This is a genomic window from Ktedonobacteraceae bacterium, from assembly GCA_035653615.1.
Lineage (GTDB): Bacteria > Chloroflexota > Ktedonobacteria > Ktedonobacterales > Ktedonobacteraceae > DASRBN01.
The window spans coordinates 105,538-130,288 of sequence record DASRBN010000001.1; the positions used below are offsets into that span (position 1 = coordinate 105,538).

General features: G+C 54.8%; 22 protein-coding genes. 9 read left to right on the forward strand and 13 right to left on the reverse strand.

Going from position 1 to position 24,751, the window contains the following annotated elements; genetic code table 11:
- The first annotated feature begins 4 nt into the window (after nucleotides 1-4).
- Nucleotides 5-1,654 carry an acetolactate synthase gene (locus VFA09_00510; GenBank protein HZU65731.1) on the forward strand — a complete coding sequence of 550 codons (1,650 nt, stop codon included), beginning with the start codon at nucleotides 5-7 and terminating at the stop codon, nucleotides 1,652-1,654.
- Nucleotides 1,655-1,802: 148 nt separating this feature from the next.
- On the opposite strand, the gene VFA09_00515 is transcribed toward VFA09_00510, so the two are convergent.
- Nucleotides 1,803-3,962: a serine/threonine-protein kinase gene (locus VFA09_00515; GenBank protein HZU65732.1), complete on the reverse strand. Its 2,160-nt coding sequence runs from the start codon at nucleotides 3,960-3,962 to the stop codon at nucleotides 1,803-1,805.
- Nucleotides 3,963-4,345: 383 nt separating this feature from the next.
- Between VFA09_00515 and VFA09_00520 the strand changes: the two genes are divergently transcribed.
- Nucleotides 4,346-6,115, forward strand: a complete 1,770-nt coding sequence (locus VFA09_00520; GenBank protein HZU65733.1) for a hypothetical protein — start codon at nucleotides 4,346-4,348, stop codon at nucleotides 6,113-6,115.
- 387 nt (nucleotides 6,116-6,502) lie between these two features.
- Nucleotides 6,503-8,464: a hypothetical protein gene (locus VFA09_00525; protein HZU65734.1), complete on the forward strand. Its 1,962-nt coding sequence runs from the start codon at nucleotides 6,503-6,505 to the stop codon at nucleotides 8,462-8,464.
- Nucleotides 8,465-8,592: 128 nt separating this feature from the next.
- On the opposite strand, the gene VFA09_00530 is transcribed toward VFA09_00525, so the two are convergent.
- Entirely contained in the window at nucleotides 8,593-8,946 is a 354-nt protein-coding gene (locus VFA09_00530; GenBank protein HZU65735.1) for a hypothetical protein, read from the reverse strand.
- A gap of 571 nt (nucleotides 8,947-9,517) precedes the next feature.
- On the opposite strand from VFA09_00530, the gene VFA09_00535 reads away from it, so the two are divergent.
- Both VFA09_00535 and rpsU read left to right on the forward strand, forming a co-directional pair.
- Nucleotides 9,518-9,868: a zinc-ribbon domain containing protein gene (locus VFA09_00535; protein HZU65736.1), complete on the forward strand. Its 351-nt coding sequence runs from the start codon at nucleotides 9,518-9,520 to the stop codon at nucleotides 9,866-9,868.
- Between the two features lie 5 nt (nucleotides 9,869-9,873).
- Nucleotides 9,874-10,056: a 30S ribosomal protein S21 gene (rpsU, locus tag VFA09_00540; GenBank protein ID HZU65737.1), complete on the forward strand. Its 183-nt coding sequence runs from the start codon at nucleotides 9,874-9,876 to the stop codon at nucleotides 10,054-10,056.
- 63 nt (nucleotides 10,057-10,119) lie between these two features.
- On the opposite strand, the gene VFA09_00545 is transcribed toward rpsU, so the two are convergent.
- The 5 genes from VFA09_00545 to VFA09_00565 form a co-directional block, all read right to left on the reverse strand.
- The gene (locus tag VFA09_00545) at nucleotides 10,120-10,521 is read right to left on the reverse strand and encodes a hypothetical protein (GenBank protein ID HZU65738.1); all 402 of its coding nucleotides are present in this window, start codon (nucleotides 10,519-10,521) and stop codon (nucleotides 10,120-10,122) included.
- Nucleotides 10,522-11,020: 499 nt separating this feature from the next.
- On the reverse strand, nucleotides 11,021-11,491 hold the full coding sequence (locus VFA09_00550; protein ID HZU65739.1) for a hypothetical protein: 471 nt from the start codon (nucleotides 11,489-11,491) through the stop codon (nucleotides 11,021-11,023).
- 351 nt (nucleotides 11,492-11,842) lie between these two features.
- Nucleotides 11,843-12,286: a D-aminoacyl-tRNA deacylase gene (gene dtd, locus VFA09_00555; GenBank protein HZU65740.1), complete on the reverse strand. Its 444-nt coding sequence runs from the start codon at nucleotides 12,284-12,286 to the stop codon at nucleotides 11,843-11,845.
- Nucleotides 12,287-12,354: 68 nt separating this feature from the next.
- Nucleotides 12,355-14,037, reverse strand: coding sequence for a divalent metal cation transporter (locus VFA09_00560; GenBank protein HZU65741.1), 1,683 nt, complete (start codon nucleotides 14,035-14,037; stop codon nucleotides 12,355-12,357).
- Nucleotides 14,038-14,388: 351 nt separating this feature from the next.
- Nucleotides 14,389-15,156: a DUF6585 family protein gene (locus VFA09_00565; protein HZU65742.1), complete on the reverse strand. Its 768-nt coding sequence runs from the start codon at nucleotides 15,154-15,156 to the stop codon at nucleotides 14,389-14,391.
- A gap of 82 nt (nucleotides 15,157-15,238) precedes the next feature.
- Here VFA09_00565 and VFA09_00570 point away from each other — a divergent pair, with 82 nt between their 5' ends.
- Nucleotides 15,239-15,367 (forward strand): hypothetical protein, encoded by a 129-nt coding sequence (locus VFA09_00570; protein ID HZU65743.1) that lies wholly within the window; start codon nucleotides 15,239-15,241, stop codon nucleotides 15,365-15,367.
- Nucleotides 15,368-15,418: 51 nt separating this feature from the next.
- On the opposite strand, the gene acpS is transcribed toward VFA09_00570, so the two are convergent.
- The 5 genes from acpS to VFA09_00595 all read right to left on the reverse strand — a co-directional run bounded on the left by acpS (nucleotide 15,419) and on the right by VFA09_00595 (nucleotide 20,936).
- A complete protein-coding gene (gene acpS / locus VFA09_00575; GenBank protein HZU65744.1) occupies nucleotides 15,419-15,922 on the reverse strand; it encodes a holo-ACP synthase in 504 nt (167 codons plus the stop codon).
- Between the two features lie 11 nt (nucleotides 15,923-15,933).
- Nucleotides 15,934-18,750, reverse strand: a complete 2,817-nt coding sequence (locus tag VFA09_00580) for a nucleotide sugar dehydrogenase (GenBank protein ID HZU65745.1) — start codon at nucleotides 18,748-18,750, stop codon at nucleotides 15,934-15,936.
- The gene (locus VFA09_00585) at nucleotides 18,751-19,431 is read right to left on the reverse strand and encodes an MBL fold metallo-hydrolase (GenBank protein HZU65746.1); all 681 of its coding nucleotides are present in this window, start codon (nucleotides 19,429-19,431) and stop codon (nucleotides 18,751-18,753) included. It abuts the gene before it with no gap.
- A gap of 155 nt (nucleotides 19,432-19,586) precedes the next feature.
- Nucleotides 19,587-19,796, reverse strand: coding sequence for a hypothetical protein (locus VFA09_00590; protein ID HZU65747.1), 210 nt, complete (start codon nucleotides 19,794-19,796; stop codon nucleotides 19,587-19,589).
- Nucleotides 19,797-19,913: 117 nt separating this feature from the next.
- Nucleotides 19,914-20,936 carry a HAMP domain-containing sensor histidine kinase gene (locus VFA09_00595; GenBank protein ID HZU65748.1) on the reverse strand — a complete coding sequence of 341 codons (1,023 nt, stop codon included), beginning with the start codon at nucleotides 20,934-20,936 and terminating at the stop codon, nucleotides 19,914-19,916.
- Nucleotides 20,937-21,666: 730 nt separating this feature from the next.
- On the opposite strand from VFA09_00595, the gene VFA09_00600 reads away from it, so the two are divergent.
- The 3 genes from VFA09_00600 (at nucleotide 21,667) to VFA09_00610 (ending at nucleotide 24,266) form a co-directional block, all read left to right on the forward strand.
- On the forward strand, nucleotides 21,667-22,236 hold the full coding sequence (locus VFA09_00600) for an EXLDI protein (protein ID HZU65749.1): 570 nt from the start codon (nucleotides 21,667-21,669) through the stop codon (nucleotides 22,234-22,236).
- Nucleotides 22,237-22,259: 23 nt separating this feature from the next.
- Nucleotides 22,260-23,294 carry an ATP-binding cassette domain-containing protein gene (locus VFA09_00605; protein ID HZU65750.1) on the forward strand — a complete coding sequence of 345 codons (1,035 nt, stop codon included), beginning with the start codon at nucleotides 22,260-22,262 and terminating at the stop codon, nucleotides 23,292-23,294.
- Nucleotides 23,295-23,399: 105 nt separating this feature from the next.
- Complete coding sequence (locus VFA09_00610) at nucleotides 23,400-24,266, forward strand: ABC transporter permease (GenBank protein HZU65751.1); 867 nt, start codon at nucleotides 23,400-23,402, stop codon at nucleotides 24,264-24,266.
- Between the two features lie 77 nt (nucleotides 24,267-24,343).
- Here VFA09_00610 and VFA09_00615 read toward each other — a convergent pair whose 3' ends face one another.
- Nucleotides 24,344-24,751, reverse strand: coding sequence for a DUF6249 domain-containing protein (locus VFA09_00615; GenBank protein ID HZU65752.1), 408 nt, complete (start codon nucleotides 24,749-24,751; stop codon nucleotides 24,344-24,346).

A 24,751-nucleotide genomic window follows, 5' to 3' on the forward strand; every position in this document is an offset into this window, starting at 1 on the left:
CATCATGGGCCTCATCCACGGCGGCTGGCTGGTCGCCAGAACCCTCAAGCGCGAGGGCGTCGAAGTCGTCTTTACACTGAGCGGTGGACATATTGCCGCTATTTACGATGGCTGCGTGCGCGAAGGCATTCGCGTGGTAGATACGCGCCACGAACAGGCGGCAGTACATGCCGCCGAGGGCTGGGCCAAATGCATGCGCAAACCCGGTGTCGCCTTACTGACTGCCGGTCCGGGCGTAACCGACGGCGTGACAGGCGTGGCCAACGCCTATCTCGCGGGCAGTCCTGTGCTCGTCATTGGTGGAGCAGCTCCCCTCGGCCTGTGGGATCGCGGCGCGTTGCAGGAAATGAACCAGATCGACCTGCTGCGCCCCATCACCAAATGGGCGCGCACCGTGCATGAAACCTCGCGCCTCGCCGAATACACTGCCGCGGCTTTCCGCCAGATGCTAAGCGGCAAGCCCGGCCCGACCTTCTTAGAGATGCCGATGGATGTCCTGAACAACTTCGCCGATACCGATACGCTCTTCGACCCCGGCGACCCCGCGAACTACCGCTTTTCAGGCCGCACCGCTCCCGACCCGGACATGGTGGAGAAAGCCGCGGCGCTACTAGATGCCGCCGAACGCCCGGTGATTATGGCGGGAACGGCCGTCTGGTGGTGCGATGCCGCCGAACCCCTGCGCCAACTGGCCGAACGCATTTCGGCCCCTGTCTACCTCAATGGCGCCGGGCGCGGTTGCCTGCCGCCCACGCATCCCCTCTTTTTCTCGGCATCGCGGCGCAAGGCGCTGGAGGGCGCAGATACCATCCTGGCGATTGGCACGCGCATGGACTTTCGCCTCAATCACGGCCAGCCGCCGCTCATTCCCGCGGAGGCGAAGGTGATCTGGTTCGACCTGGCAGCCGAGGATATCGGCATCAATCGCGGCGCGGCGGTTGGACTGGCGGGCGATGTCGGACTGAGCATGAGCCAGGTGGCCGCGGCTACCAAACAGAAGCCGGCAGAAGGCGAATGGCTCGCCTACATTCGCGAGCAGGAGAACGCGGCCATGGAACGCGATACGAAGCTGATGAGTTCAGACGCGGTACCCATTCACCCCATGCGCTTCTGCCGCGAGATACGCGACTTTATCGACGAGGATACGACGGTAGTGGGCGATGGCGGCGATATCGTCAGTTATGCCGGGCGCGTCGTCAACGTCTGCAAACCGGGCTACTGGCTCGATCCCGGTCCCATGGGTTGCCTGGGAACCGGCACCGGCTTCGCCATGGCCGCGCAAATCGCTCGCCCCGGCCAGAAGGTCTTGATTATTCACGGTGACGGCGCGTTTGGCCTGAACGGCATGGAGTTTGAAAGCATGGTACGCCAGAAACTGCCCGTGGTCTCGATTATCGGCAACGACGGCGCCTGGGGCCAGATCAAGCATCCCCAGAAGGCGATTATCGGACACGCGACGGCGGCGGAACTCACCCCCGGCATCCGCTACGACAAAATGGTCGAGGCGCTGGGAGGCTACGGCGAACTGGTGGAGCGCCCCGAAGACATTCGCCCGGCACTCGAACGCGCCTTCGCGTCTGGACTACCTGCCTGCGTCAATGTGCTGATCGACCCGGAGAAGCCGTATAGCCGGTCGACGAATGTGGCAGTATAAGGGGATTTGCTCAGGAGCGCAAGAAACAGCGCTCCTGACTCTCTAGCTCTCTACATCCCCTACTTTGAAAGCCAGTTTTTCAATGGCAGATGGGTGATTGGCCCGGCGCATAATGGCATCAGCCTCCGCTAATAGTTTTTCCTCAGCCCTACATCGCCTTCCATACCTGCGCCGTCTTATCGCTGCTGCCCGAGACGATCTGGGCGCCACTGACAGACCACGCAAGCGCGTTGATCGAGCCGGTCTGCCCATCGTGAAAGAAGGCTTGCTGGCCGCTAGCAGCATCCAGCACCCGAATATAGCCGCTGTTGCTTCCGACGGCTACGAACTGGCCGTTGGGTGACCAGGTCACGGAATGTACGACCCCCAGGTGCTCCTGGTAGCTCCACATGACCTGCCCCGAAGTGGCTTCCCATACCCTGGCCGTTTGATCGTTGCTACCGGAAACGATCCATTTGCTGTCCAGCGACCAGGCAATGCTTCGTATCGCGTCCGTGTGCTGGTTAAACGTGTAAATGAGTTTTCCCGCCATTACATCCCAGACTTTTATCACGTGATCACCCCCACCGGAGGCGATGTATTTGCCATTGGGCGACCAGGCGACGGTATTTATCGGACTCAAATCGTGATACAGCATCATGGCATTATTTCCTGTCAGGGCATCCCAGACTTTGACTTCTTTATCCGAGCCGGCGGATACAATCGTTTTGCTATCGGGCGACCAGGATACGGCATTAACGGGACCTTTATTGGCTGTAATGGTATGCAGCAGTTTCCCATTGCCGGCATCTCTCACCTGGATGGTCTTGTCCTTGCTCGTGGAGGCGATATATTTGCCATTGGGCGACCAGGCGACGGCTTTTACCACCTGCCCATGCCGGTAGAGAAAGAGAGGATTGCTGCCACTCGTATTCCATACCTGCACCAAAAAATCATTGCCGCCGGAGACGACGCGAGTGCCATCGGGCGACCAGTCGATCCCGTTAATCGCACCCATATGCCCGTGATACGTAAACAGAGTCGGCTGCCCGACTGTATTGGGTGCGGGCGTTGCTGTAGCTATATGTTGCTTCACGACATTTTTTGTTTGTTTGAAAAGCTGCGGCAGGTAGATAATCGAGCCTCCGGCTGCCGCCGCGACCACGGCTACCCCTGCCAGGCCCACCACGACCGAACGGCGCGAAATCTGGCCTTTTTTGCCGGTCGATGCTGGAGGCGCGGAAGGCATTTGAACGCCTATCGATGAAAGCACAGGCGTAATAGCCGGTGCCGCTCCTGATGGATCGACTTCTGATGATGAAGGTGTAGATACCGGCAGCGGCGTACTTTTTTCCGATAAGGATGGGGGTAATATGGCCGTATTGTAAACGTCGGAGTTGTTCTGATCGAGGGTGGTGAAAGATACCGAATCGGGCTTATTTTTCTGGGAGGGTACTTCTGCGGCTAGCAGTGGTTGAGACGGCGGCACATATGGAGGCGCGCTGATAGTAGGCTGCTCTATCAGGCATGCCTGTTCCAGGGCATTGGCGAAAGCCTTGACGCTGCCAAAACGCTGCGCCGGGTCCTTCGCCAGCGCGGTCATGACAACCTGCTCGACATCAGCCGGAATAGAAGGAATCTTCGCGCGCAAGGACGGGGGATTCGCCGTCATATGCTGGCTGAACAATTCGACGAATGAGCCACGAAAAGGACACTCGCCACACAACCACTCGTACACCATGACGGCCAGTCCGTACTGATCGCTTGCCGGGCGAGGCTTGCCCTGAATCTGCTCCGGGGCCATATAGGTGACCGTACCGGCCATTTCGTGCAGGCTTTCATTATGCACGGTCTGAACGAGCAGGGCCGTGCCAAAATCGCTGAGCAGGATTTCATTATTTGCTCCCAATAACAGGTTTTCTGGCTTGATGTCGCGATGAATGAGTTTCCTGCTGTGCGCATACTGCAAGGCTTCCGCGATTTGACGGGTATAGGAGACAATCGTCAACAAGGGCAGGATGGTGCCGCGTGGATGGCGCTGGCGCAGTGTGCCATTGGGAGCGTAGTCCATTACCAGGTACGGTGTATTATCAGCTATGCCGAAATCGAGTACGCGCACAATATGAGGATGAACCAGGCTGGCGATGATGCGGGCCTCCGTCAAAAAGCTCTCCTCATCACCCGCTGCCAGGCGCACACGCAATATTTTAATGGCGGTATTGGTATTGAGATAGGTATGCTTTGCCAGGTAGACTTCCGCGAAGCCTCCCCTGCCCAACAAGCGAATCAGGTGATAATTCCCCAGTTGTTGTCCAGACCAGTCGGCCATCCTCTAGTTCCTCCTTTATAAGCGCTTTCCCCTCAGCATGCCTCAGCTTAATAAGTCGATTATAATTCTAGATGAATGGAACGCGAAAGTCAAGCATACAACCTGGCAGGCTGTGAAACTGGTTGAAACATTTTTGACCCGCAATGGATACTTTTGCCTATCGAAAAATCAGTAAGTCGTGTCATGCTGAGCGCAGCGAAGAATCTCACTCGCCACCGAAGGATTCTTCGCTGCGCTCAGCATGACAGGCCCGATTTTGATAGTGAAATTTCCTAAATTTAGGAAAGAAGTCATCATTCGTTAAGTTATGCTTTCTTGCTACGTACATATATATAGCTACGTCAAACTCTAAAGACAGTAATTCTTACATCACACACATCCTTATGCTAGTACGTATTCGGAAAATTACAATTGGGTCATATGGCCTGTGCGCCATCGCGTTGATAGCTCTGGCCGTCATACTCCGGGTGGTGCTGATCGCTCTCGGCTGGCCCCAGCACAATAGCGATGAATCGGTTATGGGCTTGATGGCCCTTCACATCGCCAACCGGGGTGAGCTACCCATCTTTTTTTATGGGCAGTCTTATATGGGCGTGATTGAGGCCTATATGGCCGCGGCGTTGTTTCACCTGTTCGGCGCCTCAGTTTTCACCCTGCGACTCGTTCCATTGCTCTTCTTCACCTGTTTCCTGGCCTGTATGTACCTGCTAACCAGCCTGCTCTATTCAAAGCAGCTGGCGCTGGTGACGTTGGGATTGCTGGTTCCTGGCTCAAACATTGTGCTGCAAACAGAAGTCGTCGCACTCGGCGGTTATCCTGAAATGCTGGCATTTGGCGCGCTGGGATTTTTGCTGGCCAGCTGGCTGGCGCTCGCCAACGATCAGTTTGCCGCAGGTCATCGCCGCTGGCGTTTCTCCCTCTGCTATGCGCTATGGGGACTGGCGATGGGCCTGGGCACCTGGAGCGATTACCTTTTCGTCGTATTTGTGTTCACCTCCGGCTTGCTGCTACTGGTATTTTGCTGGCGTACCCTGCTGTCTATCAGAGTATGGCCTTTCCTGCTGCTCGGCCTGCTTTTAGGACTGCTACCTGTCATTATCTTCAACATAACCAATCCGGCGCAGAATTCGTTGGTTACGCTCTTGAGCCTGCATAGCAGAGATCATCGATTGCTGTTGCTGCCTCACCTCTTTGGGCGCTATCCATATGAATCCGGCATTGCCGGAACCCTATTAGTAAGTCTGCCTTCCATAACAGGCGCGCCTCCGTTATGCTACGACTCTAGCCTGATCCTCTACGGCCTGCCCACCATCAATGCATTCCAATGCTTGAACGCAACCTATAATGCCTGGCAGGAGAGCTTTACCCTGCTCTGGAGCATCTTTTTGCTGATCTTGTGGGCCATTGCCGTGCTGCAAACCCTTGTCATCCTTAACCGGCTCAGGCAGCTTGCTCCCCGGCGCGAACAGCCAGCTGAAACGAGGCGCGCGGTCATACGTCACGTTGTCCGCCTGGCGCTGCTTTTGAACGCCGCCCTTTTCTTCATCCAGTTTGTCCTCAGTCCCGTCGCGGCAGTCTTTCCAACCAACGCGCGTTATTTAACCGGCCTGCTCGTCTCTACGCCTGCCGTGATTGCTCCACTCTGGAACATATGGTTTGAAAGCGAGAAACCGGCTGCAGCCGGCAGTAATCAAGATTTGCGGCGGTTTAATGCCGACCGGTTGATGCTTCTTATAGGGAGAGCCGTTCTCCTGCTCGCGGCGCTGGTTCTGTTATGGGGCAGCATCAGCGTCTTTCGAGATATACCAACCATCCAGGCCAGCCGCGAGCAAGAAAACTCGCTGATGCACGATCTCCTGCGTATCCACGCCACCCATATCTATACCGATTACTGGACGTGTTATCGCCTGACCTTTGACAGCAACGAGAAGATCACCTGCGTCGTACTCGACCAGTATCTCTACCGTGGTGACCACGACCGCTACCCGGCCTACGACGGTCCGGTCCTGGCCGATCCCCACGCGGCCTACGTCTTCGTGCCCAACGCGCCCAACGCGCCCCAGATTCCAGATGTCGAGCGCATGGCCGCCACGAAGGGCATACGCTTGCAACGATTCACGTTCGATGGTATTGTGGTCTTACAACCCATATAGCGAACCCGAAAGAGGGCGACTACAAGGGCTGGCATGGGGAGGTGTTTGGCCTGGCAGCACCCCCTTGGGCCCTGTCATTCTGAGTGCAACGAAGAATCCGTGTGCCACCAGAGATTCTTCGCTGCGCTCAGAATGACAGGAAAGGGATTAGAATGACATGGCCCGGAGCCGAGGATTCCCGATTTTGTTTAGTAAAGCCCATGAATTGAAGTATAGTAATTCACGGATAAATAATTTGGAGAGCAGGAAGTACCACAACGGGTTACCTGTAGTGTTTGACAGAGTTCTTGATAGTAGGATAGGGAAAATAGTAAGAAAACCGGTGACTACTCAAGATTTCTCGTCGTCCATAGTGTATGTGCATACAGTGTTTTTAGGAGCAGGATCATGAGGGCAGCAGGCGCTGTCTCTACAGAACAAGCGGTGACTTCCACGACCACTTTGAGTCGGTCTAGCAGGTTAAAGCTGCTTTATTCTCCTGTATGGCTTTTATGGTTTTGTTTTCTACTCGCGATACTCACGCGGGTCTGGTTGATTGTGCATACAAATGGCACTATGGCCGGGGACGAAATGATGGTAGGGCTGCAAGCCGAGCATATTTTGCAGGGCGAGCGCCCTGTCTACTACTACGCCCAGCCGTATATGGGCAGCCTGGAAGCCTATTTAGCCGCGTTCATCTTTCTGTTTACGGGCCCTGCCGTCTGGGCTATGCGCCTGGAAACCATTCCCATGAGCCTGCTGATGGTCTATCTTGCCTGGCGCTTCGCCGGTTCCCTGGCCGAAACCGCGCACCTTTCCAACCGCCTAAAAACGACGTTCATGACCATCGCCGCCCTGGTAGCCGCTTTCCCACCCCTGTACGACATGGCTGAGGAGATGCGCGTACAGGGAGGGTATATGGAAGCGTTTATCATTATGCTCTGGCTGCTCTTTTGCGCGTTTCGCCTGACGCAGCGCCTGAGCCAGCGGGCACCCTTACGCGAGATTGCCTTGCGCTGGGCCGGTATTGGCTTCCTCGTCGGCCTGGGTTTATGGATTGATCCGCTGATTGTGTATGCCTGTGCAGCCATCGCGATCTGGATCGGTGGATATTTTATCTTAACGCTGCTCAGGCCGGGTCGCGAGGTTGCCGGACAGTCCTGGCGAGATCTCATCGAAGCAGGCATACTCATAGTCTACGCGCTGCCTGCCGCGCTGGTTGGTTTTCTCCCCGGCATCATCTGGGGCCTGCAAAATCATTGGGCGAATGTCTTCTACCTGCTCCATGGGGGAACAGCGATCGCGGGCAATCGCCTGGTGATGATCAAGGAAGTGGCGCAACTGTACATCACCTGTATTGTTCCACACACGCTAGGCGGGTCCTTGCCGACGCAGCAAGATGTGACAGTAGCGAATCCGCATCTTGTAACCTTCGGGCTGTTTGTTGTTTGCGCGGCTATTGTGCTAAGCTTAGCCGGGCTTTTATTCGGCGGGCTGCACCCGGTCTTTATGCGCGTCAGGCAGCTTACCCTGCTACCTATGCTCTTCATTTTCTGCGCATCAATTATCTTCTGCGTCACCCCTAATACTGCCGCCGCGCTCGGAATCGGCCCCAACTCTGTACCGGCGCCGTGCGGTCCTTACGATGGCGCCGGGCGTTACGCGGTGCCGCTGGTGGACGCGCTGCCATTTCTGATTGCCACGCTCATCATTTTTCCCGGCCTGATCCTGCTCGAAAGGCAGCAGAGGCAATCGAGCCAGGTACCCGAGCAAGGACAGGAGCCAGCCTTGTCCCTACAGCATACAAATGCCCTGCCTGTGCGTAGATTCGCTTCTTCAAGAAAATTGCTCGCATTCCTCTCAACCGGCCTGTTAGTAGTGCTGGCCGCCTATTTCGTTTTCCAGGGGATTGCCTACGCGCAGGCCGACCCGAACTATACCTTCCAGGCTACCGGTTGCCGCTCGCGCAATCCAACAAACGTTGATCCTATTGTGAACTACCTCAAGAGCGAGCATATTCACTACGTCTGGGCAACCGGTTGGGTTGGGGATCATATCACATTCGAGACCGATGGTTCTATTATAGCGACGCAACCGAATGGGCGCATCGTGTCCAACGATGAAGCTTTGTTGCATGCAGATCGTGCCAGTATGCTGCTATTGGACTGGCACATCGATCCTCACCCTGCTTTCTTGCAGGTGTTAGATGCCAATCATGTCACCTACCGCGTCGCGCGTTTCTACTCCGCTCCTGGCGTTGACGCGGTCATTGTAACTCCGCTGAATCGCACTCTTTCACCATCTGACCGCACCTTCGCCAAACTGTTTGGGCGCGTATTTGATCCCTGCCTGCCGGGACAAACTATCTAATTTCAGGGGAATGTCCGCAAAGACCTGGTGTGGTAAAGGTTCTTCTACCGCTACAACTCCTTGCTGTCTATCCAGATGGTAACGAGTCTATCATTTACAGCATGACCTGATCTTTCACTTCCCGTTTTCTACTTCTCGCCTTGCAGCCTGCGTCGACGTTGTTCGGGACTCCAGCGCGTTAGCAATAAGGTTTCGCCGTCATTTTTTTGTTCGTAGTAAACGATCGCGACATCAAAGTCCGTCTGATAACCGAGATGCACGTAATCGGGGCTCTCAGCGCATTGCAGCCACTCCGCCAGCTTCTTCTGTGCGCATTCTTCACACAGATAGCTAAAGACAGGCCGGTTCTGTTCATCCTGCTGTTCGTACTCGAAGGCCGGTGTCTTCTGCTTACATCTCTGGCAGGTACGGTCCCACAAGTTCTGGTTTCTGGTATATCGACTCAGGCTCCAGATAACGACTCCACCTGGTATCCGTCTCATCGCTTACTCCTTTTCTGTGAAAGAGCCTCTCTGTACCGATTGTTCGGTGTTCCTCATCTTTTCGGCAGATTGGCACGCATCTGTATCATCCGACCATACGTCTGCCTCAACAGAGGGAGTATGACGAGAAGGAGAGATACATCACCGTGTGGTGCATTTCATGAGAGACTGACGAGAAGAAAATGGAGACAATACTGGAAGCTGGCCCACTGTTTCGACAATGAGATTGCTTGTTCACCTCACTTTTCCCGAAACGCCTACCAGTTTCGTCACAACACGTTCTCAACATGAAGATAGTATACCATAAAAAGTGGATGATCTGGCGGCTGAAAACCAGGTCACCCGCTTCTTTCGAAGCCAGAGAGACCGGTGGGAGCCAACCCGAACAACGATTTCACAGGACAGGGTAGGAAAAATCGGATTCTCACAGGCGGAAAGTATGCTTTTGGGGGGGAGATGTGATATACTTGCACATGCTGTATGGTGCATTGTCGCTATGAGTAGGATGTCTATTGGAAGCTGCGCAATACAGGAGTGTATACCGGGCTTGAAGCCTGGGAATAGAGAAAGTATGATGGAATTTACCGACCGCATCTTGTATTGCCGCGACTGTAATCAGGAATTTACCTTCACGGCTGGCGAACAGGAATTTTTCGAGAGCCGGGGCCTCACCAATGCGCCGAGTCGTTGCCCCTCGTGCCGTGCCGCGCGCAAGCAGTCAGGTGGCGGACGTTCAAATAGAGGGCAGGGGACAGGGTATCGCGAACGCGAATCACGCCCCATGTATACTATTACCTGTGCCAGTTGTGGCAATGAGGCACAGGTTCCTTTCCAGCCACGCGATGACCGGCCCGTTTATTGTAGCGATTGTTATCGCCCGCAAGATTCTGGCCGCTCCCACAACCAGCACGAGCGCTGGTAATCGTCATGAGTCACATTCACATCAATCCCGGGGACTCCTTTGAGATAGCACTCAAACGATTCAACCGCAAAGTACAGGAAGCCGGGATCCTGGCGGAGTCGCGCCGCCGCAGGCACTATGAAAGCCCGCAGGTACGCCGCAAGCGGAAAGCAGAGGCACAGCGTCGCAGGCGTCGTCGCTCTCGTTAATTCTATTCACTTCAGCGAGAAGCAGCTGGCCGATGCGCCAGCCGCTTCTCGCTGTCTGCCGCCTCACTCTTGCTCAGACCTCGCATCGATAAGCCGGACGATGGAAAGAATTTCCCTGCTGCTCTGCTCGCTGAGTTCCTGGCCGTGCGCCGAGTAGAGCGCCTTACGATAATCCCCCTCGATCTCTACGATTCTCACCTCAAGTTGCTCCCTTTCCAGGAGTTCAATGTAGGCGGTAGCTCCTGCCTCAGAGCGAGTAAAAGCAATCTCTCTTGCTGCCGCGTTGCGGTAGGTATGCTCACCTGTCACTCGGATGGAGAGGTGTGCAGATGCCATCAGATGGCTGATGCTACACGCCACTTCATAGAGGTAGCTCTTCGCTTCTCGTGATCGTTCCCGTAAGATACATTCATAGGAGATCTGAATCATGGGTTTAGTGTTGACACCATTCGTTGGTGCTGGCATGGAAATGATTCCTTTCTTGACTTAAAACCGGTTGGAGAGGACGTTTCCACGAAGAAGCAGCCTGCCATGTGCTTCTTCATGGAAAAACAGCAAGGTCCTTGTATCAGAAGACCATATTGAAGTAATACAAGGCGAGCAACAAGAAGCCATCAGATGTGAACGCGGCAATAGCGTCCTATCTTCTCCCACACCCTCTGGTCTGGAAACAAGCCATCTTTGTGCTCTGGCACTAAGCTTCCCCGTTGAATGAGCAATCGGCAGTTATCGCGATGAGATCTTTCACTCAAGGTCGTACCAGGAAACACCTCTTGCACGTAATGGTATCCCTGGCCATTGGTGCGCCCAATCCATATCCCTTCTGTCTGGTCTAAGGTCGGTAGTGCCATGTTTTTATCTCATCTTTCAATTATCTAAGCCCTATCGCATAAAGACGAAAATGCCTCCTCAAGACATGAAGCCTTCAACAAGGTTCCCTGCTATTTGTAGATGTGCTATGGAATCACGCGTGAGGAATCGTCTTTGTCCTCAATTCATCGCTGCGCTGGCGAGCGGGAGCGCGTCTCTGGCGCAGATAGTAGGCAAGATGGGCATTAAAGGTCGAACCATCTCCCCATTCAGGATATAGCGCATGAAGTGACTGAAAGGCAAGGGCAATCACGACGTGGGCAAATTGCTTGCCATCCATCTCACTTAACAAGCGGCGGAGATGAGATGGCGAAGGCGCAGACCAGTACTCAGCCATCTCTGGCTCGGCTTCGGGGTTAGAGCGATAGGAAGGCTGTCCGGTTTCTGCGCAAAGCCGCTGATATCCCAGTACAAGCCATATCTCTTCCTGTGGATCAGGAGAGCCTGCCGGTGCTTCTCTCCCTGGCCCCCACTGCTCGATGGTGTGTAGAAGGTCGTCATCAGAGAGCGCAAGCAAATCAATCTGGACTTGTTTGACAAAGGACTGAGCTGAATATCCCATCATGAATGAATGCTTTCTGTTCAATCATCGAGAACCAATACGGTGAACTGTGTATACACGTTACCAGGGCCAGAGAAGAAGGTCTTTGAAAAGAGTAATCCGTGCATGATCTCTCACATCCTTTTTGAGGAGGAGAATGGCTCATGTGCTTCAGCAAATTGATAGCTCATATATTTTTCCTTCTTCGGGAAACGAAATGCTTTCCCTCAATTATATTATGTCACATATCACGTTCTCATACATGCGAAGAACGCAAAGTCAGCTTCCTACTGAGGCAAATACGCGAAATGAGGCCGGATGTCGCTGGACACCTTTTTCCACTAGCGCGAAACATTTGGAGAGACTCACTTCTGGCTATTCCTTTGTATCAAGCCAGATGGTGACCGGACCGTCATTCAGCAATTCAACGTGCATATGCGCGCCGAAGATACCTTCGGCGACCCGCAGTCCATGAGCAGCGATGGCTTCTTTGAAGCGTTCGACCAGTGGCACCGCCAGCGATGGTGAGGCCGCACCTGTGAAGCTGGGACGCCGCCCTCTACGCGTATCGGCATACAGGGTAAACTGTGAGATAACCAGAGCTTCGCCACCGATATCAAGTAGTGACAGGTTCATCTTCCCTTGATCGTCGCTAAAAATACGAAGATGAACGATTTTGTCAGCCAGGGTTTTCACCTCCATCTCACTATCATTCTGCCCGACACCAAGCAGGATCAGCAGCCCCTGACCGATCTGGCCCACCAGCTTTTCGTCTACGGTGACACTGGCATGGCTTACTCGTTGCAATATGGCTCGCATACTATCATCCTCTAGCTTTTTATTTTCTCCAGTGTAGCACCGGCGAATGAATGCAGCAATGATAGTTTCTACCCGCCCTTACCGGTCGCCAGGCCATAGAAAAGTAGAATAGTGGCAGCGAACATGACGAGCGCGGTCAGCACCATACCGATATTCGTAATCAGGTTCAGGCGGTGTTCGCCCATAATTTTACGGTTGTTGCCGATAATGATCAGGTACACGACCAGCGGCGGCGCTAATACGCCATTGAGGACGTTGGCCCAGAACATCAGCTGGATGGGGTCTATGCGCAAAAATGCGATACCGATGCTGATAATACTACAGGCAGATAGAATCAGGTAAAACCCCTCGTTTTGCCAGGGCTTCTTCGAGAGTCCCGCCGGCCAGCCAAATGTGCCCGCTATGGCATACGAAGTGCTGGCCAGCAGAACGGGGATGGCCACAATGCCCGCGCCGATAAAGCCGATAGCGAAAAGATATTCGGCAAATGGGCCGAGCAAGGGCTGCAAGGCTTTCGCGGCATCTGCCGCCGTCTGAATACCTTGATGATGCGCGTAGAGTGTAGCGGCGGTACACACGATGATAAAGAATGAGACCAGGTTGCCACTGACCACACCGCTCGCAATATCCAGGCCGGCTTCGCGCAGTTGCTTTCTGGTCGAGCCTGTGCGTTTCTCCTCTTTCTCGCCCTGCACCTGCCAGAACATCGTATAGGGTGAGATAGTCGCGCCAAGCAGGGCTACGGCGCTGCTGATGCTGGCGAATCCGAAGTCGATCTGTGGCACAAAGGTATGTAGCAGCACAGCGCCCCAATTGGCTCCTGAAAAAATGGCCGTGATGATGTAGACGACAAAGACGAGGCTCATAGCGATGAAGATCTTTTTCAGCGCCTCAAAGTTGCGGTAGACGGTAATGTACCACAAGCTGGCCCCGACAGGCAGCACGAACCAGATCCAGGAGATGTGTGTAATCAACTCCAGGCCGCTGCCTACGGCGACGAGGTCGGCAGCGATCAAGGCCATATTCGCCAGGATGAGAATACAGGCAGCGATGATAGCAACGCCCCGGCTGTAATGCTCCCGCAGCACGTCGGCCAGTCCCTTTTGAGTGACGCGGCCTACTTTGGCGCACGCGAATTGCACCGATTGATAGAGTGGGGTCGAGAGGAGCAACAACCACAAATGGGCATAGCCGTTTGTCGCTCCATCTACCGAATAGGAAGTGACAGCCGAGGAGTCATTGCCCGCCATCCCGCTCAAGAAACCAGGGCCAAGCACGCGCAAGAAGATATTGCGACTACCTCTGGTCGAAGCCGGCGCCTGCTCCTCGTCAGCGGGTGGCGGCGGACTGGCTTCCAATTCGCGTAGACCCTCAGCGGTAGGAATCGTTCGCTCTACACGGTCAAGAATGTCTTCTTTATGCCGCTTTTCGGGGGCAAGGGCCTCTTCTCCGACAGGCGCCAGGTCGGCAATTTCCTGTTTGCCGGCATCGACGATCACCTTGCCCGGTTGCCCGTTTGTGCCAGGCTCCTGCTCGACCGCTTGAACGCGGTCGGCAGGAATTTCGAGTTTTTTCTTGAAGACAACGCCCTTCTCGACCTCAAATTTCTTGACGTTGCCTTGCCGGTCTTCAACCACACCGGTGACCTTCGGCTTGCTGACATCGTCTTCGCCGAGATCACCCTTGGTTGCCTCCACCACCATCCCAGCCTCGATATCCTGCTCCGGGTCAGGACGTTGTTTTTTCGCCATAGAAACCTTTTATTTTGTATGTTTGTTTCATGAAGCGAGAACCTCCTGGAGGGCGACCGCCAGGGTATGCCCTTACCATGTTTTCGGCTATATCTAAGGCAACCAGAGACACAGCCCTGGAGGGCGATCACCAGGGTACGCCCTTACTATATCTCCGCTTCATACTATTCATAAATAGCCGCTATATGGAGCACGTTATACAAAAGGAAAAGGTTACATTGGCTGTTCTCTTGCCTTCACACCATCCTGAAATTGTATCGAACAGCATGTGATCGCGAAGGTGTGAAGGCAATTTTTGCGGCGAAGGCAAGCGAGTAGAGGCCCGTGGAGGGCGGCCACAAGGGGACGTACCTACCTTGGGTTTTGCGCGTACTTCACGATGCCCAGCAAAACGGGCAGATTAGGCACTTCCGTCACCTTCACCCTTGCGAAGTTTGAATTCTGCCCAATCTGTTTGACGATGAGGAAGCCGCGTTGCAGGATGATCGGCTGTATCATGTTCCAGGGAAGGACGCCTCTGCCATTGCCAATGCCCTGGTAATTGACGGTCAAGGGGCCAAAGGATAGGGTATTTCCGGCTTTAAAGGCTTGCAGTGCCTGGGGCATGTGACGCCTGACCACCTCTGATTGCACCGTCGATCCAAGCGTATTTATATACTGGATGGTGTTGCTAATTTTGAACCTCGCGCCATCGCTGCGCACCAGCGTGAGCGTATAGGAGACCGTGCCATAACTACCTTTACGCGAGATGAAGAAGACCTGCGCGACCTGGTCATAGCGGATGACATCCAGCGCTTTGCCTTTGGCGCGTATCAAACCCTCAGTGAAGGTGTAGACGCGCAAATTGGCGTCTATTATCCCCCTGATCGCATAAACGAGGGCCACAAAAGGAAGCGCGACGAACACATAGACAATCCAGCCTGTTTGAAGGATTGCGATAAGGATTGCGATATCGACAACGATGGCCACAATGGTCATGCCGATAATAAAGAGTGGATTGGTAAAACGAGGCTTGTAGACCCCCGTCAATGCTCCCAAATTGTAGATACCGGCCTGCTGCTGCACTTCGAATGGTAAAGGTTGCTGAAAGGTGTTTGTCTGTAATGGTTGTTGGATCACAGCATCCTCCTTTTTTTTCCTGGACAGGCCCAGGGCACTGTCCCTCCTTTTAGATGTTTGAAGATTCCTCTGGAATAAGCTAATGAAGAGTGTAGCTAAACTGGTCGGTGTTGTCAATTTTTCCCAGGTTTTTTTGATAGAGGTAATGGACGCGGGGCCGATGAATCGGCGCTGGGCGCGATCAATCGGCCCCTACGGACGTTGTGCCTGAATAGCCACTGTTAGCTGCTTTTTGCGAGCGCGAGCAGGTATCAATCGGCCCCTACGGACGTTGTGTCTGAATAGCCACGGCCACGGCAATGGAGAAGGCATTGAGGTCGGCTATGCTGACATCGAAAGCGCTGATGCCGAGCAGTTCGGCACGCCGCCTGGCGTTGCCGTGGAGCGTGACGGTGGGGCGTCCGCTGCGCAATTGCACGACTTCCATTTCGCGCCACGCAACGCCATGGATGCCGGTGCCAAGCGCCTTGCTGATAGCTTCTTTGGCGGCAAAGCGACCGGCCAGGCGCGTGGGCTTGCCACGGCATTGGCGCACCTCCATCTCGGTATACACACGTTTGAGGAAGCGCTCGCCGTGATGTTCGTAGACCTTGCGGACGCGATCCACCTCGATGATATCGATGCCAACGGCAACGTTTACACCCTGCGTTGGGATCAATGGCGCGGGCAAGCCGGCTTTCCCACGCGGCCCGAAAAGCCAGTCAGGAATCTCTACTCCCGGCTGGCGAACCAGTGGCGTAAAAAGCATCGGCAAATCGTCGTCCATTGTATACCTACCTATTTCCCGTCTCCTTCTATACCGATGACCGATTGCTGTTGTATCAGGCTTGTGCTATCGCCTGATGGCAGCACCGAGGGGGCGGGACCTGTAGCTCGCCCGATACCGCGATAGACAAAGCCGAGGCGGCCCATCTCCGCCGGCTCGTAAATATTGCGGCCATCGATAAGGACGGGACGATGCATGGTGGCGCGAATCTGGAGCATATCGAGCGATTTGAATTCGTTCCACTCGGTAACGATGACCAGGGCGTCCGCGCCTTCGGCAACTTCATAAGCGTTCTGGCAGAATGTAATCATATCCATGCGTATGCCTTCGCGCTCAAGCGCCTCGCGCCCGGTCTGCATGGCGACCGGATCATAGACGCGCACTTCGGCCCCCTGGCTTGTGACCCAGCGAATGATATCAACAGATGCAGCTTCGCGCATATCGTCAGTGTTGGGCTTGAAGGCCAGGCCGAGGATGCCGACGGTGCAGCCGCGCAGGGAGCCAAGAATAGAGGTCAGCTTCGTTACGACGAGGCGGCGCTGGTCATGGTTGATATCCATGACGGCGTGCAGCAACTGCGGGTGCAGACCGGCCTCGTCGGCCATATGGGCGAGGGCGCGCACGTCCTTGGGGAAACAGTTATGGCTAATCAGACCCGACGATGCGATCAGCGTTCCCGTACTCGTCTCCATGCTGTAGACAGTCGTTTCAACGTCTTTATGCTCGACTTCGCGCACGCTGAGCGTCGCGAATGCCCCATGACGATTGTAACCATGGGACTGTATATGCCCTTGATAGCCCGCTAGCAGCGCCTCTATCTGCGCAAGACGCTTGCCGCCGGATGCCTCTTTGAGCGCCGCTACCTGTTCGTAGCCGCTCACCCGCAGAATATAGGCCTCCTGTTTCGATTTGTTCATCCGGCGCGTGTGAAGAGAGGGAATAATCCCTAGCGTTTGCAGCAGCAGCGCCATACCATCCACCAGCGCCTTGCTGGCGGTTGCATATTCGAGCACCAGGTTTTGCCCATCCTGCACAGTTGTAACCGGGCCATCGCAGCTGAAAGCGCCGCGTATCAATTCGCGCCGCAAATCCGGCGCTACATTAAATGCCAGGCGAGGCAGCGCCTTGTCTTCCAAGCGCGCACCGCAGCGCAGGATATCGCGCAGCAGCCAGCAGAAGATGCGTGAGGAGACAAGAGTTGTCAGGACATTGGTAGAGCGCCGTTCAATAAACTTGAGTCCCAGACGATGCAGGATGCGCTGCACATCGGCGATGTATTCGGCTTCCTGCTCGTGGAAGGTGAATCCTGCGCGCCCCGTATCCTGGGCAATATAGCCTTCCGCCAGATAATAGCCGCATAAACGCAGCAGGTCGGCATCGATTGGAATGACGGCATTGATCATCGTAGCCGCGCCCTTAGCCGTGTACAGCCGCAGCTTCTCCGCGGGAACATCGAGCACCTGTAACTGGCTCAGGTAGCGGAACAGGCGCAGCGACATGCGGTTATAACGCTTGATATCATGAGGATGCTTGAGCATATCCCGCGGTATCGCGGCAGCGAAGCTCTCATACTGATCGCTGAAGCTGTTATCGATGGGCCTGACATAGACATCGGCCTCCAGCGCAGTATTCGCCAGCAGTTCGACCAGGTTGAGGGTCATGGCCTGCTCGACGGCGGGCAACTCGCATAAGGCGAGCAACTGATCTCCCGGTACAACCGCTTCAGCCGCTAAAATATTGAACTGTTGATCCTTGTAGACGATAACCGGATGGTCGGCGGTCACGCGCAGCACTCGTCCCATGCTGGTATTGATCTTCACCATCTTCCCCTTGTAGGGTCGTCGTGTGATGGCTTTTACACCGGCAAGGGTAGATTGTCCTGTCTCTAAGTCAAAGGCCAGCACGCGCTGATCTTCCGGCTGCAGGAGTTCCACAATATCGCCCTGAAATGGTTTGCCGCTTTTAGCAAACAACTTGTCGAAGCGCTCCGCTGCCACATTGGGGCTGTTGAGGGTGAAAACCGTTTCACCCGCCTCAAAGCAACTCCCGCCATAGCCCAGCCCAGCATCCAGGAACGCCCGCCCGATGCGCTTATCATAGCCCATACCGGCGGCCACTTCCTTCACATCTGCTCCGAGGCGCTCGCAGATTTGCGCAATCTCGTTGATGAAGGATATTTTGGTGGCCAGAAATGCGTTAGAGGCATATTTGATCATCTCGGCAGTATAAAGATCGGTGATGACCGTGGGAGCGCGCAGCGGCAAATAGAGCGTCGCGACCTGGCAGGCGGCATCGTGATCCGCTGAACCCAGCACCACGCGATCAGGATTCTGGAAATCTTGCACCGCCGAGCCTTCACGCAAGAATTCGGGGTTGGAGACGACCGCGAACGGGACATCCGGCCGTTTCAGATTTTTACGGATGATGCGCGAGACCACATCTCCACTGCCCACGGGGACGGTACTCTTATTGATGATGATGGCGTAGTGATCGAGTTCTTCGGCAATGCCACGTGCCGCGCTTTCGACGTAGCGCATGTCCGCGCCTCCCTGGCTGGTGCCGGTGGGAGTGTTGACGGCAATAAAAATAAATTGGACATTGTCGAGCCCTTCGCTGTAGCTGGTGGTAAAATGCAGGCGGCCCGCGCGCACGTTGCGCTCGACCAGCTCTTCCAGGCCCGGCTCGTAAATAGGGAGAATGCCCTGTTTGAGACGCTCAATTTTTTCCGCAACAATATCGACGCAGGTGACGCGATTGCCCATATCGGCAAAACAGGTACCCGTCACCAATCCTACATAACCTGTTCCTATTACACAAATGTTTGCCACTTATAGCTCCTCTACGTTGACAAATGGATTTTCATATTTCTCTTCTACTATTGTGGTCGGCGAGCCATGCCCCGGAAAGACGACCAGGTCATCCTCAAGCGTATAGAGCTTTTCCCGGATCGACCGCTCAATTTGTTCATAATTTCCCCCTTCAAGATCGGTGCGTCCGATGCCTCGATAGAAAAGGGTGTCGCCACTGAATACACAATAAGGACGGCTGACAAAGCAGACTCCGCCGCGCGTATGACCTGGAGTATGCAGCACTTCAAGCGTAAGCGTGCCGAAGGAGATCTCGTCACCTTCTTTGAGCAGCATATCCGGTTTGCGCTTGACCAGCGGCGCTTTCCTGCCAAACATGCTCGCCATATTTTCATCGGTATACATATGGACATCAGCGGCGTGAATCGCCAGCGGCACAGGATAAACTGCGCTGACAGCATCAATGGCCGAGATATGGTCGATATGTCCATGCGTGTTGAGGATGTATTTGGGGATCAGCTGTAATTCTTGAATGTGTTCTATGATGCGCTCCGCCTCGTCGCCCGGATCGATAATGACCGCTTCGAGTGTCTGAGGACAGGCATACAGGTAACAATTTTCTTGAAATGCTCCAACCGTGATACACGCGACAATTGGTGCTTGTTCTTGTTCTAGCTCCTCTTCGGGCATGCTCTCTTTCATCCCTTCCTTCGGCAGAAACCTGACATTGCGATACATTATAACACAGAGGCTCAAGCAGGGTGAGCACACAGGTAGGCCCCTATCCTACACGCAGCACCATGCCAGGTCTGTGCAGGATAGGGGCCTATCTGTGTGCTCACCCTTTTAGGGCCGTATTAAGGTTTCGAAGGATTTCCAGTTTCCTGGTTGTATTCGATTTCGACCACCTGCTCGGTACGGGTCGGCATGCGCCTCTGCCCAGGCGGTGGTTCTGTCACGAACGGCCCCGGTTTAGATGTGGGCCACTCGGGAAGCGGTGGAATCGGAAAGCCCGGTTTCGCTTTTTTCTCGACCTGCTCCAGTTCTTGCTGCGTTTCTTGTTCCATACAGGTGCATCACCTCCTTTTTTCTTATTGTATCATGCCGATAAGCATATCATCATGTCAGGCTGGGCGCAATGAGCCGAAGCCCTGATGAACGTAGGAAAAGCATCTCTGGCCATCTTATCGGGAATCATCGGAGGAAGCACCCGGCAGCGTAAAGCAGAAGCAGCTTCCTTCCCCAGGTATACCTGAGCTTTCGACCCAGATATGCCCATTCATCGCCTCTACCAGTTGCTTGCAGATATAAAGACCCAGGCCGCTGCCTCTTACAGCGCCGGAAACATCACGTTGCAGGCGCACAAACTTGCCGAAGAGCAAAGGAATTTCATCTTGTGGAATGCCCGGGCCTGCATCTTTCACACAGATACGCACATAAGATTGCCTGGAAGCCTGGCCGTCCTCGCCTGCCCGCAAACCGGCGCTGATAGTGATAGGAGTATGCTCGGGAGCATATTTAAAGGCATTGGAGAGCAAATTGCGCAGCACCTGGCGCAGCGATTGCTCGTCACCCCATACCGCCAGGTTTTCAGCAATATCCAGGTGTACAGAGTAAGTTTCGATCTTACGCGGATCGAATAGTTCAAGCACATACGCAACTTCCCGGGCAACGTTTAATCTCTCTATGCGAAGAGTCTTCATCTTCTTATCGGATTGTACCGCGTCCAGCACATTGTCAACCAGCAATTGTAGTTCTTCACATCCACGCGCGGCATGATCGAGAAATGTTGCCCGCAGTGTCTCATCCAGTTGTCCTTGATAGTCACGCAGCAATTCGATATATCCATGTAATTCCGTGAGCGGAGTCCGCAACTCATGGTTGACATTGAGCAAAAACTGGTCTTTGATCTCATTCAACTCGCGCTGCTGCTCGTATGCAATAGCTAACTGCTGTTCCGCCTCTTGCGCTTTCAAGCGGGCGCTGTCCGCGATATCCAGTGCGCTGCGTAGATAGCCGATGATGCATCCCTCGGCCAATAATGCTACCGAGCCAACAAGAAAAACCGTGATAAGCCCATACGGCCACCAGATCGACCCCAACGTAATAGAATTGACAACAATGATTGCCAGCACTGAAGCGCCCGCGGCAATTAGCGCCCCACGCTGCTTGAATAACCACGCGGCCAGCGCAATCGGTATGCTCAAGAGGCTTCCATTCAGCGGCGAGGGAAAACCGTACGCAAACAATACCAGGCAGGTTAAAAAACTCAGCACGACAAGCGGAAGACCTACCCTATAAGGCAAGTCTTTCAAATAGCGGGGAAAAAAACTCAGGAAACGCACATTCTCCCTCACTTCTCTCCACTACACAACTAGTTGGCCATCTACAATGCTGTTGCTCCTGATCAAGCGGCGCAGGAATAACCAGCCTGTATCCCCTGGATTCCTGGGAAAGGTGTTTATTATTTCAAGCGCCATGACACCGCGGTGTCAGAGAGGAGCATGGAAAGGCGCTTGTAGCTCATCCATATGAGCTATTTCCACAGGAATCCCTAACGGGTTCGGGAAAGGCTGCGATTCCTGCTCCTGCTCGTAAGGGAAAGCATATCACCAAATCCGAAAAGGTCAAATGGAGATGCATTATGAACCTTTCGGGCTATTTTATCATAACCGCTTGCTTCTGGCTATTAAAATTTCGCAAATTATCAGAGCATTCCCTAAAGACCTCTTGAGATTCTTCGCTGCGCTCAGAATGACATGCCCCGGGGACAGCTGGCTGTCCCCGGGGCATGTCATTCTGAGCGCAGCGAAGAATCGCTGGCCCACTTCTGCATAATCACCGGCATTTCAGCCTTGACATATACGTATACATATATTATAGTATATCCCGTAAGAGAAAAAGACGTGGCCAATTGTGGAGAGGAGCTACCCGAATATGCCGAATCGAACCATCTATGTAGCGGATGCGGATATGCCAATATTTGAGAAGGCCCAGCAACTGGCTGGCGACAATCTCTCGGCCACCATCGTGCAGGCCCTGCGGCGCTTCGTCGAAACGGAAGAGGCAAAGGTCAGTGGATTTGAGGAGATCACGGTGAGCGTTGGCAAGGGACGCCCCTACATGCGCAAGCAGTTCCGGGGGCGCATCATTGCAAGGCGCCGCCTGTCTGTTCAGGACGATACGAAATGGCTGCTGTTGACGGTCTATCAGACCGCGAAAGGTAGATTCGCTCTCTACACGCGCTATACCGCCAACTGGTCGGGCTGGTCCAACAGGCAGAGGAAAGCGAGCAAGTCCAAAAGAGCCTATGAAGAGGGGTCGCAGTGGGATTGGGAATGGAACTGGGATATGTCTTCCCATGACTGGTCATCGGCCTACGAAGACGAGCGCCGCCTGGAGGTCTTTGAAACCCTGGAGGAGCTGAAGGAGCAGATTCCAGAGGAACTCTACGAGGCTATCGCGCAGTACCTCAAGGGGGGCGACCTGGAGATACTGGACATTTGAGCTACGCAAAGAAAGGTTTTTGTATGGTAACTGATTCTGAGCAGGAAATCTCTATCGAGGTGCAAAACCTGGTGAAACGCTATCCGAAGTCGCAGGTGAATGCCGTTGATGGGATTTCTTTTCGCGTGCGGCGCGGCGAAATTTTTGGCCTGTTGGGACCAAACGGCGCCGGTAAGACCACAACTATCGGTATTCTGACGACCGGTGTGCTTCCCACGAGCGGCACAGCCAAAATCATGGGTATTAACGTAGTTGAAGACCCTATGAGCGTGAAGCAGCGCATCGCCGTGGTGCCGCAGCAGAGCAACCTCGACCGCAGCCTGCGCGCCCGTGAGATATTGACGTTCCATGCCAGCTATCACGGCATCCCGCGTGCCGAGCGCAACGCCCGCGCCGATACCTTGCTGCGAGAACTGGGGCTGGGTGATCGCGGCAAAGACATGGTGCGCCGCTATTCGGGTGGCATGGCACAGCGCCTGATGCTCGCTCGTGCCCTGATGCACTCGCCCGACGTGCTTTTCCTGGACGAGCCAACCAACAGTCTTGACCCGCAATCGCGGCTCTTCCTGTGGGACCGTATTCGCACGCTCAATTCACAGGGCGTCACCGCCCTGCTGACCACGCACGACATGGACGAGGCCGACCAGCTCTGCGAGCGCATCGCCATTATGGACCACGGCAAAATCCTTGTACTGGATACCGCGCCCGAACTCAAGAAACTGATCCCCGGCGGGACGTACCTGGAACTGCGCGTCCTCATACCCGAACTCATCGCGGTTGGAGCCGATTCCCAGCACGTATCGAGCAAAAATACGCTGCTCGATACCTTGCGCGCGCTCCCTGGAGCAATCAAGGCCGAGGAAATAGCTGCCCAGTCGGGAGACGAGAGCCAGCTCGGAATCACTCTCTTCCGCGTGTATGCCGAAGATGCCGGAGCGCTGGTGGTGAGCGCAACTCAGGCCGTGGCGGAATCAGGATTTGAACTGCGCGACCTGCACCTCGCGCGTCCCAGCCTGGAAGACGTTTTCATCTACCTGACAGGAAGGAATTTACGCTAAGTTGTTTCAACCCCAAACGGGTTCGGGAAAGGGTTCGGTTCCTGCTGCCTCCTGACAGAGGAAAGTATACCCCCGCGCCCGAGAAGGTCAAATGGAGATACGCTAATGGCTACAACAACGACATCATCTGAGCAAACCATGCTTGCCGGGCGTCCACCTGCTACACGTTCAAAAAGTCGCATCAGCGTCGCGGGCGCAGCATTCCTGGCAATTCTCAATCGCGACATCGTAGTGACGGGACGCGATTTCATCGCCTTCCTGCTGCAAGTGCTGCTGCAGCCTTTATTCTTCCTCTTCATCTTCGGCAAGGTCCTGCCGAGCATTGGCTTCGCGCAGCGTGGCTTCGCCGCCGTACTCCTGCCCGGCATCGTAGCGCTGACGGTCGTCACCACCGCGCTGCAAGGCGTTACGCTGCCGCTTGTCCTCGACCTCGGCTTCGCGCGCGAAATTGATGATCGCCTGCTGGCCCCACTGCCCGTGAGCCTGGTGGCCGTGGAGAAGGTGTTGTTCGCGGCAATGCGCGGGTTGGTTGCCGGCGCTATCATCTTCCCGCTGGCCTGGTGGATTCTGGGCGATCAATATGTGGTGCGCACCGATGCCATCGGCGTTATCATCGGCATTATGCTGCTGACCGCTTTCGCCGGCGCGTGTCTCGGCCTGACCATCGGCACATCAGTAAAGCCGGAGCAGATTGGCCTGATGTTTTCGCTGATCTTCACGCCCCTGATCTTCACCGGCTGTACCTACTATCCATGGGGATCGCTCGACTCGATCAAGTGGTTCCAGATCATCACGCTCTTCAACCCGCTGACCTACGCCGCCGAGGGGTTGCGCTACGCCATGGTACCCACCATCAACGGTCACACCCTGCCAACGCTGGCAATGGGCTGGGTCATCCTGGGATTGAGCGTTACGATTGTCGTATTCTTCATCCTCGGATTGCGGATATTCCGGGGCAGAGTAATCAATTAAAAGGCAACAGGGCGTACCTTTGCGGTCGCCCTTTAACATATTCCTTATCTCAGGGATGCCTCATGCTCCCTGGCGCGCTAGTCCTTCACCCGCGGCTCATCAAGCCTGGGATCATCGCGTGGGGGCGATGAATCCTGCCCCAGGTAATGACTGATGACCAGCGCGCCTCCTACGCCGAGGGGAATCAGCCCGGGAAGGAGCCAGGGGCCAAAATGAAGCGGCGCTCCGGTAAGAGCGGGGGGCAGCATAAAGCCAAGCGGGTAGAGGCCAATCGTCAGCGCCAGTCCCACCATTGTGACAATCAATCCGGCGCGCAGCACCCCGGTACCTTTCCTCCGGCGGCGCAGACTATGTGGGTCCAGTCCCCGCATAATCAGCGCCATGCGCTCTTTGTGTTCGATATAGCGCAACAACACGATGAAGCCCAGAAAGATGATCAGCGCCGTTGACCAGCCGAGTAGAGCAGCGATAACTTGAGAAGACAT

Coding starts and splice junctions, on each gene's coding strand:
- VFA09_00560 (HZU65741.1), bottom strand. CDS start 14,037: ATGGCGAAAAAACAACGTCCTGACCCGGAGCAGGATATCGAGGCTGGG.
- dtd (HZU65740.1), bottom strand. CDS start 12,286: ATGCGAGCCATATTGCAACGAGTAAGCCATGCCAGTGTCACCGTAGAC.
- VFA09_00515 (HZU65732.1), bottom strand. CDS start 3,962: ATGGCCGACTGGTCTGGACAACAACTGGGGAATTATCACCTGATTCGC.
- VFA09_00600 (HZU65749.1), top strand. CDS start 21,667: ATGCCGAATCGAACCATCTATGTAGCGGATGCGGATATGCCAATATTT.
- VFA09_00530 (HZU65735.1), bottom strand. CDS start 8,946: ATGAGACGGATACCAGGTGGAGTCGTTATCTGGAGCCTGAGTCGATAT.
- VFA09_00570 (HZU65743.1), top strand. CDS start 15,239: ATGAAGAGTGTAGCTAAACTGGTCGGTGTTGTCAATTTTTCCCAGGTT.
- VFA09_00615 (HZU65752.1), bottom strand. CDS start 24,751: ATGTCTTCTCAAGTTATCGCTGCTCTACTCGGCTGGTCAACGGCGCTG.
- VFA09_00545 (HZU65738.1), bottom strand. CDS start 10,521: ATGCCAGCACCAACGAATGGTGTCAACACTAAACCCATGATTCAGATC.
- VFA09_00525 (HZU65734.1), top strand. CDS start 6,503: ATGAGGGCAGCAGGCGCTGTCTCTACAGAACAAGCGGTGACTTCCACG.
- VFA09_00590 (HZU65747.1), bottom strand. CDS start 19,796: ATGGAACAAGAAACGCAGCAAGAACTGGAGCAGGTCGAGAAAAAAGCG.
- VFA09_00550 (HZU65739.1), bottom strand. CDS start 11,491: ATGATGGGATATTCAGCTCAGTCCTTTGTCAAACAAGTCCAGATTGAT.
- VFA09_00535 (HZU65736.1), top strand. CDS start 9,518: ATGATGGAATTTACCGACCGCATCTTGTATTGCCGCGACTGTAATCAG.
- VFA09_00605 (HZU65750.1), top strand. CDS start 22,260: ATGGTAACTGATTCTGAGCAGGAAATCTCTATCGAGGTGCAAAACCTG.
- VFA09_00610 (HZU65751.1), top strand. CDS start 23,400: ATGGCTACAACAACGACATCATCTGAGCAAACCATGCTTGCCGGGCGT.
- VFA09_00585 (HZU65746.1), bottom strand. CDS start 19,431: ATGAAAGAGAGCATGCCCGAAGAGGAGCTAGAACAAGAACAAGCACCA.
- acpS (HZU65744.1), bottom strand. CDS start 15,922: ATGGACGACGATTTGCCGATGCTTTTTACGCCACTGGTTCGCCAGCCG.
- rpsU (HZU65737.1), top strand. CDS start 9,874: ATGAGTCACATTCACATCAATCCCGGGGACTCCTTTGAGATAGCACTC.
- VFA09_00510 (HZU65731.1), top strand. CDS start 5: ATGGGCCTCATCCACGGCGGCTGGCTGGTCGCCAGAACCCTCAAGCGC.
- VFA09_00520 (HZU65733.1), top strand. CDS start 4,346: ATGCTAGTACGTATTCGGAAAATTACAATTGGGTCATATGGCCTGTGC.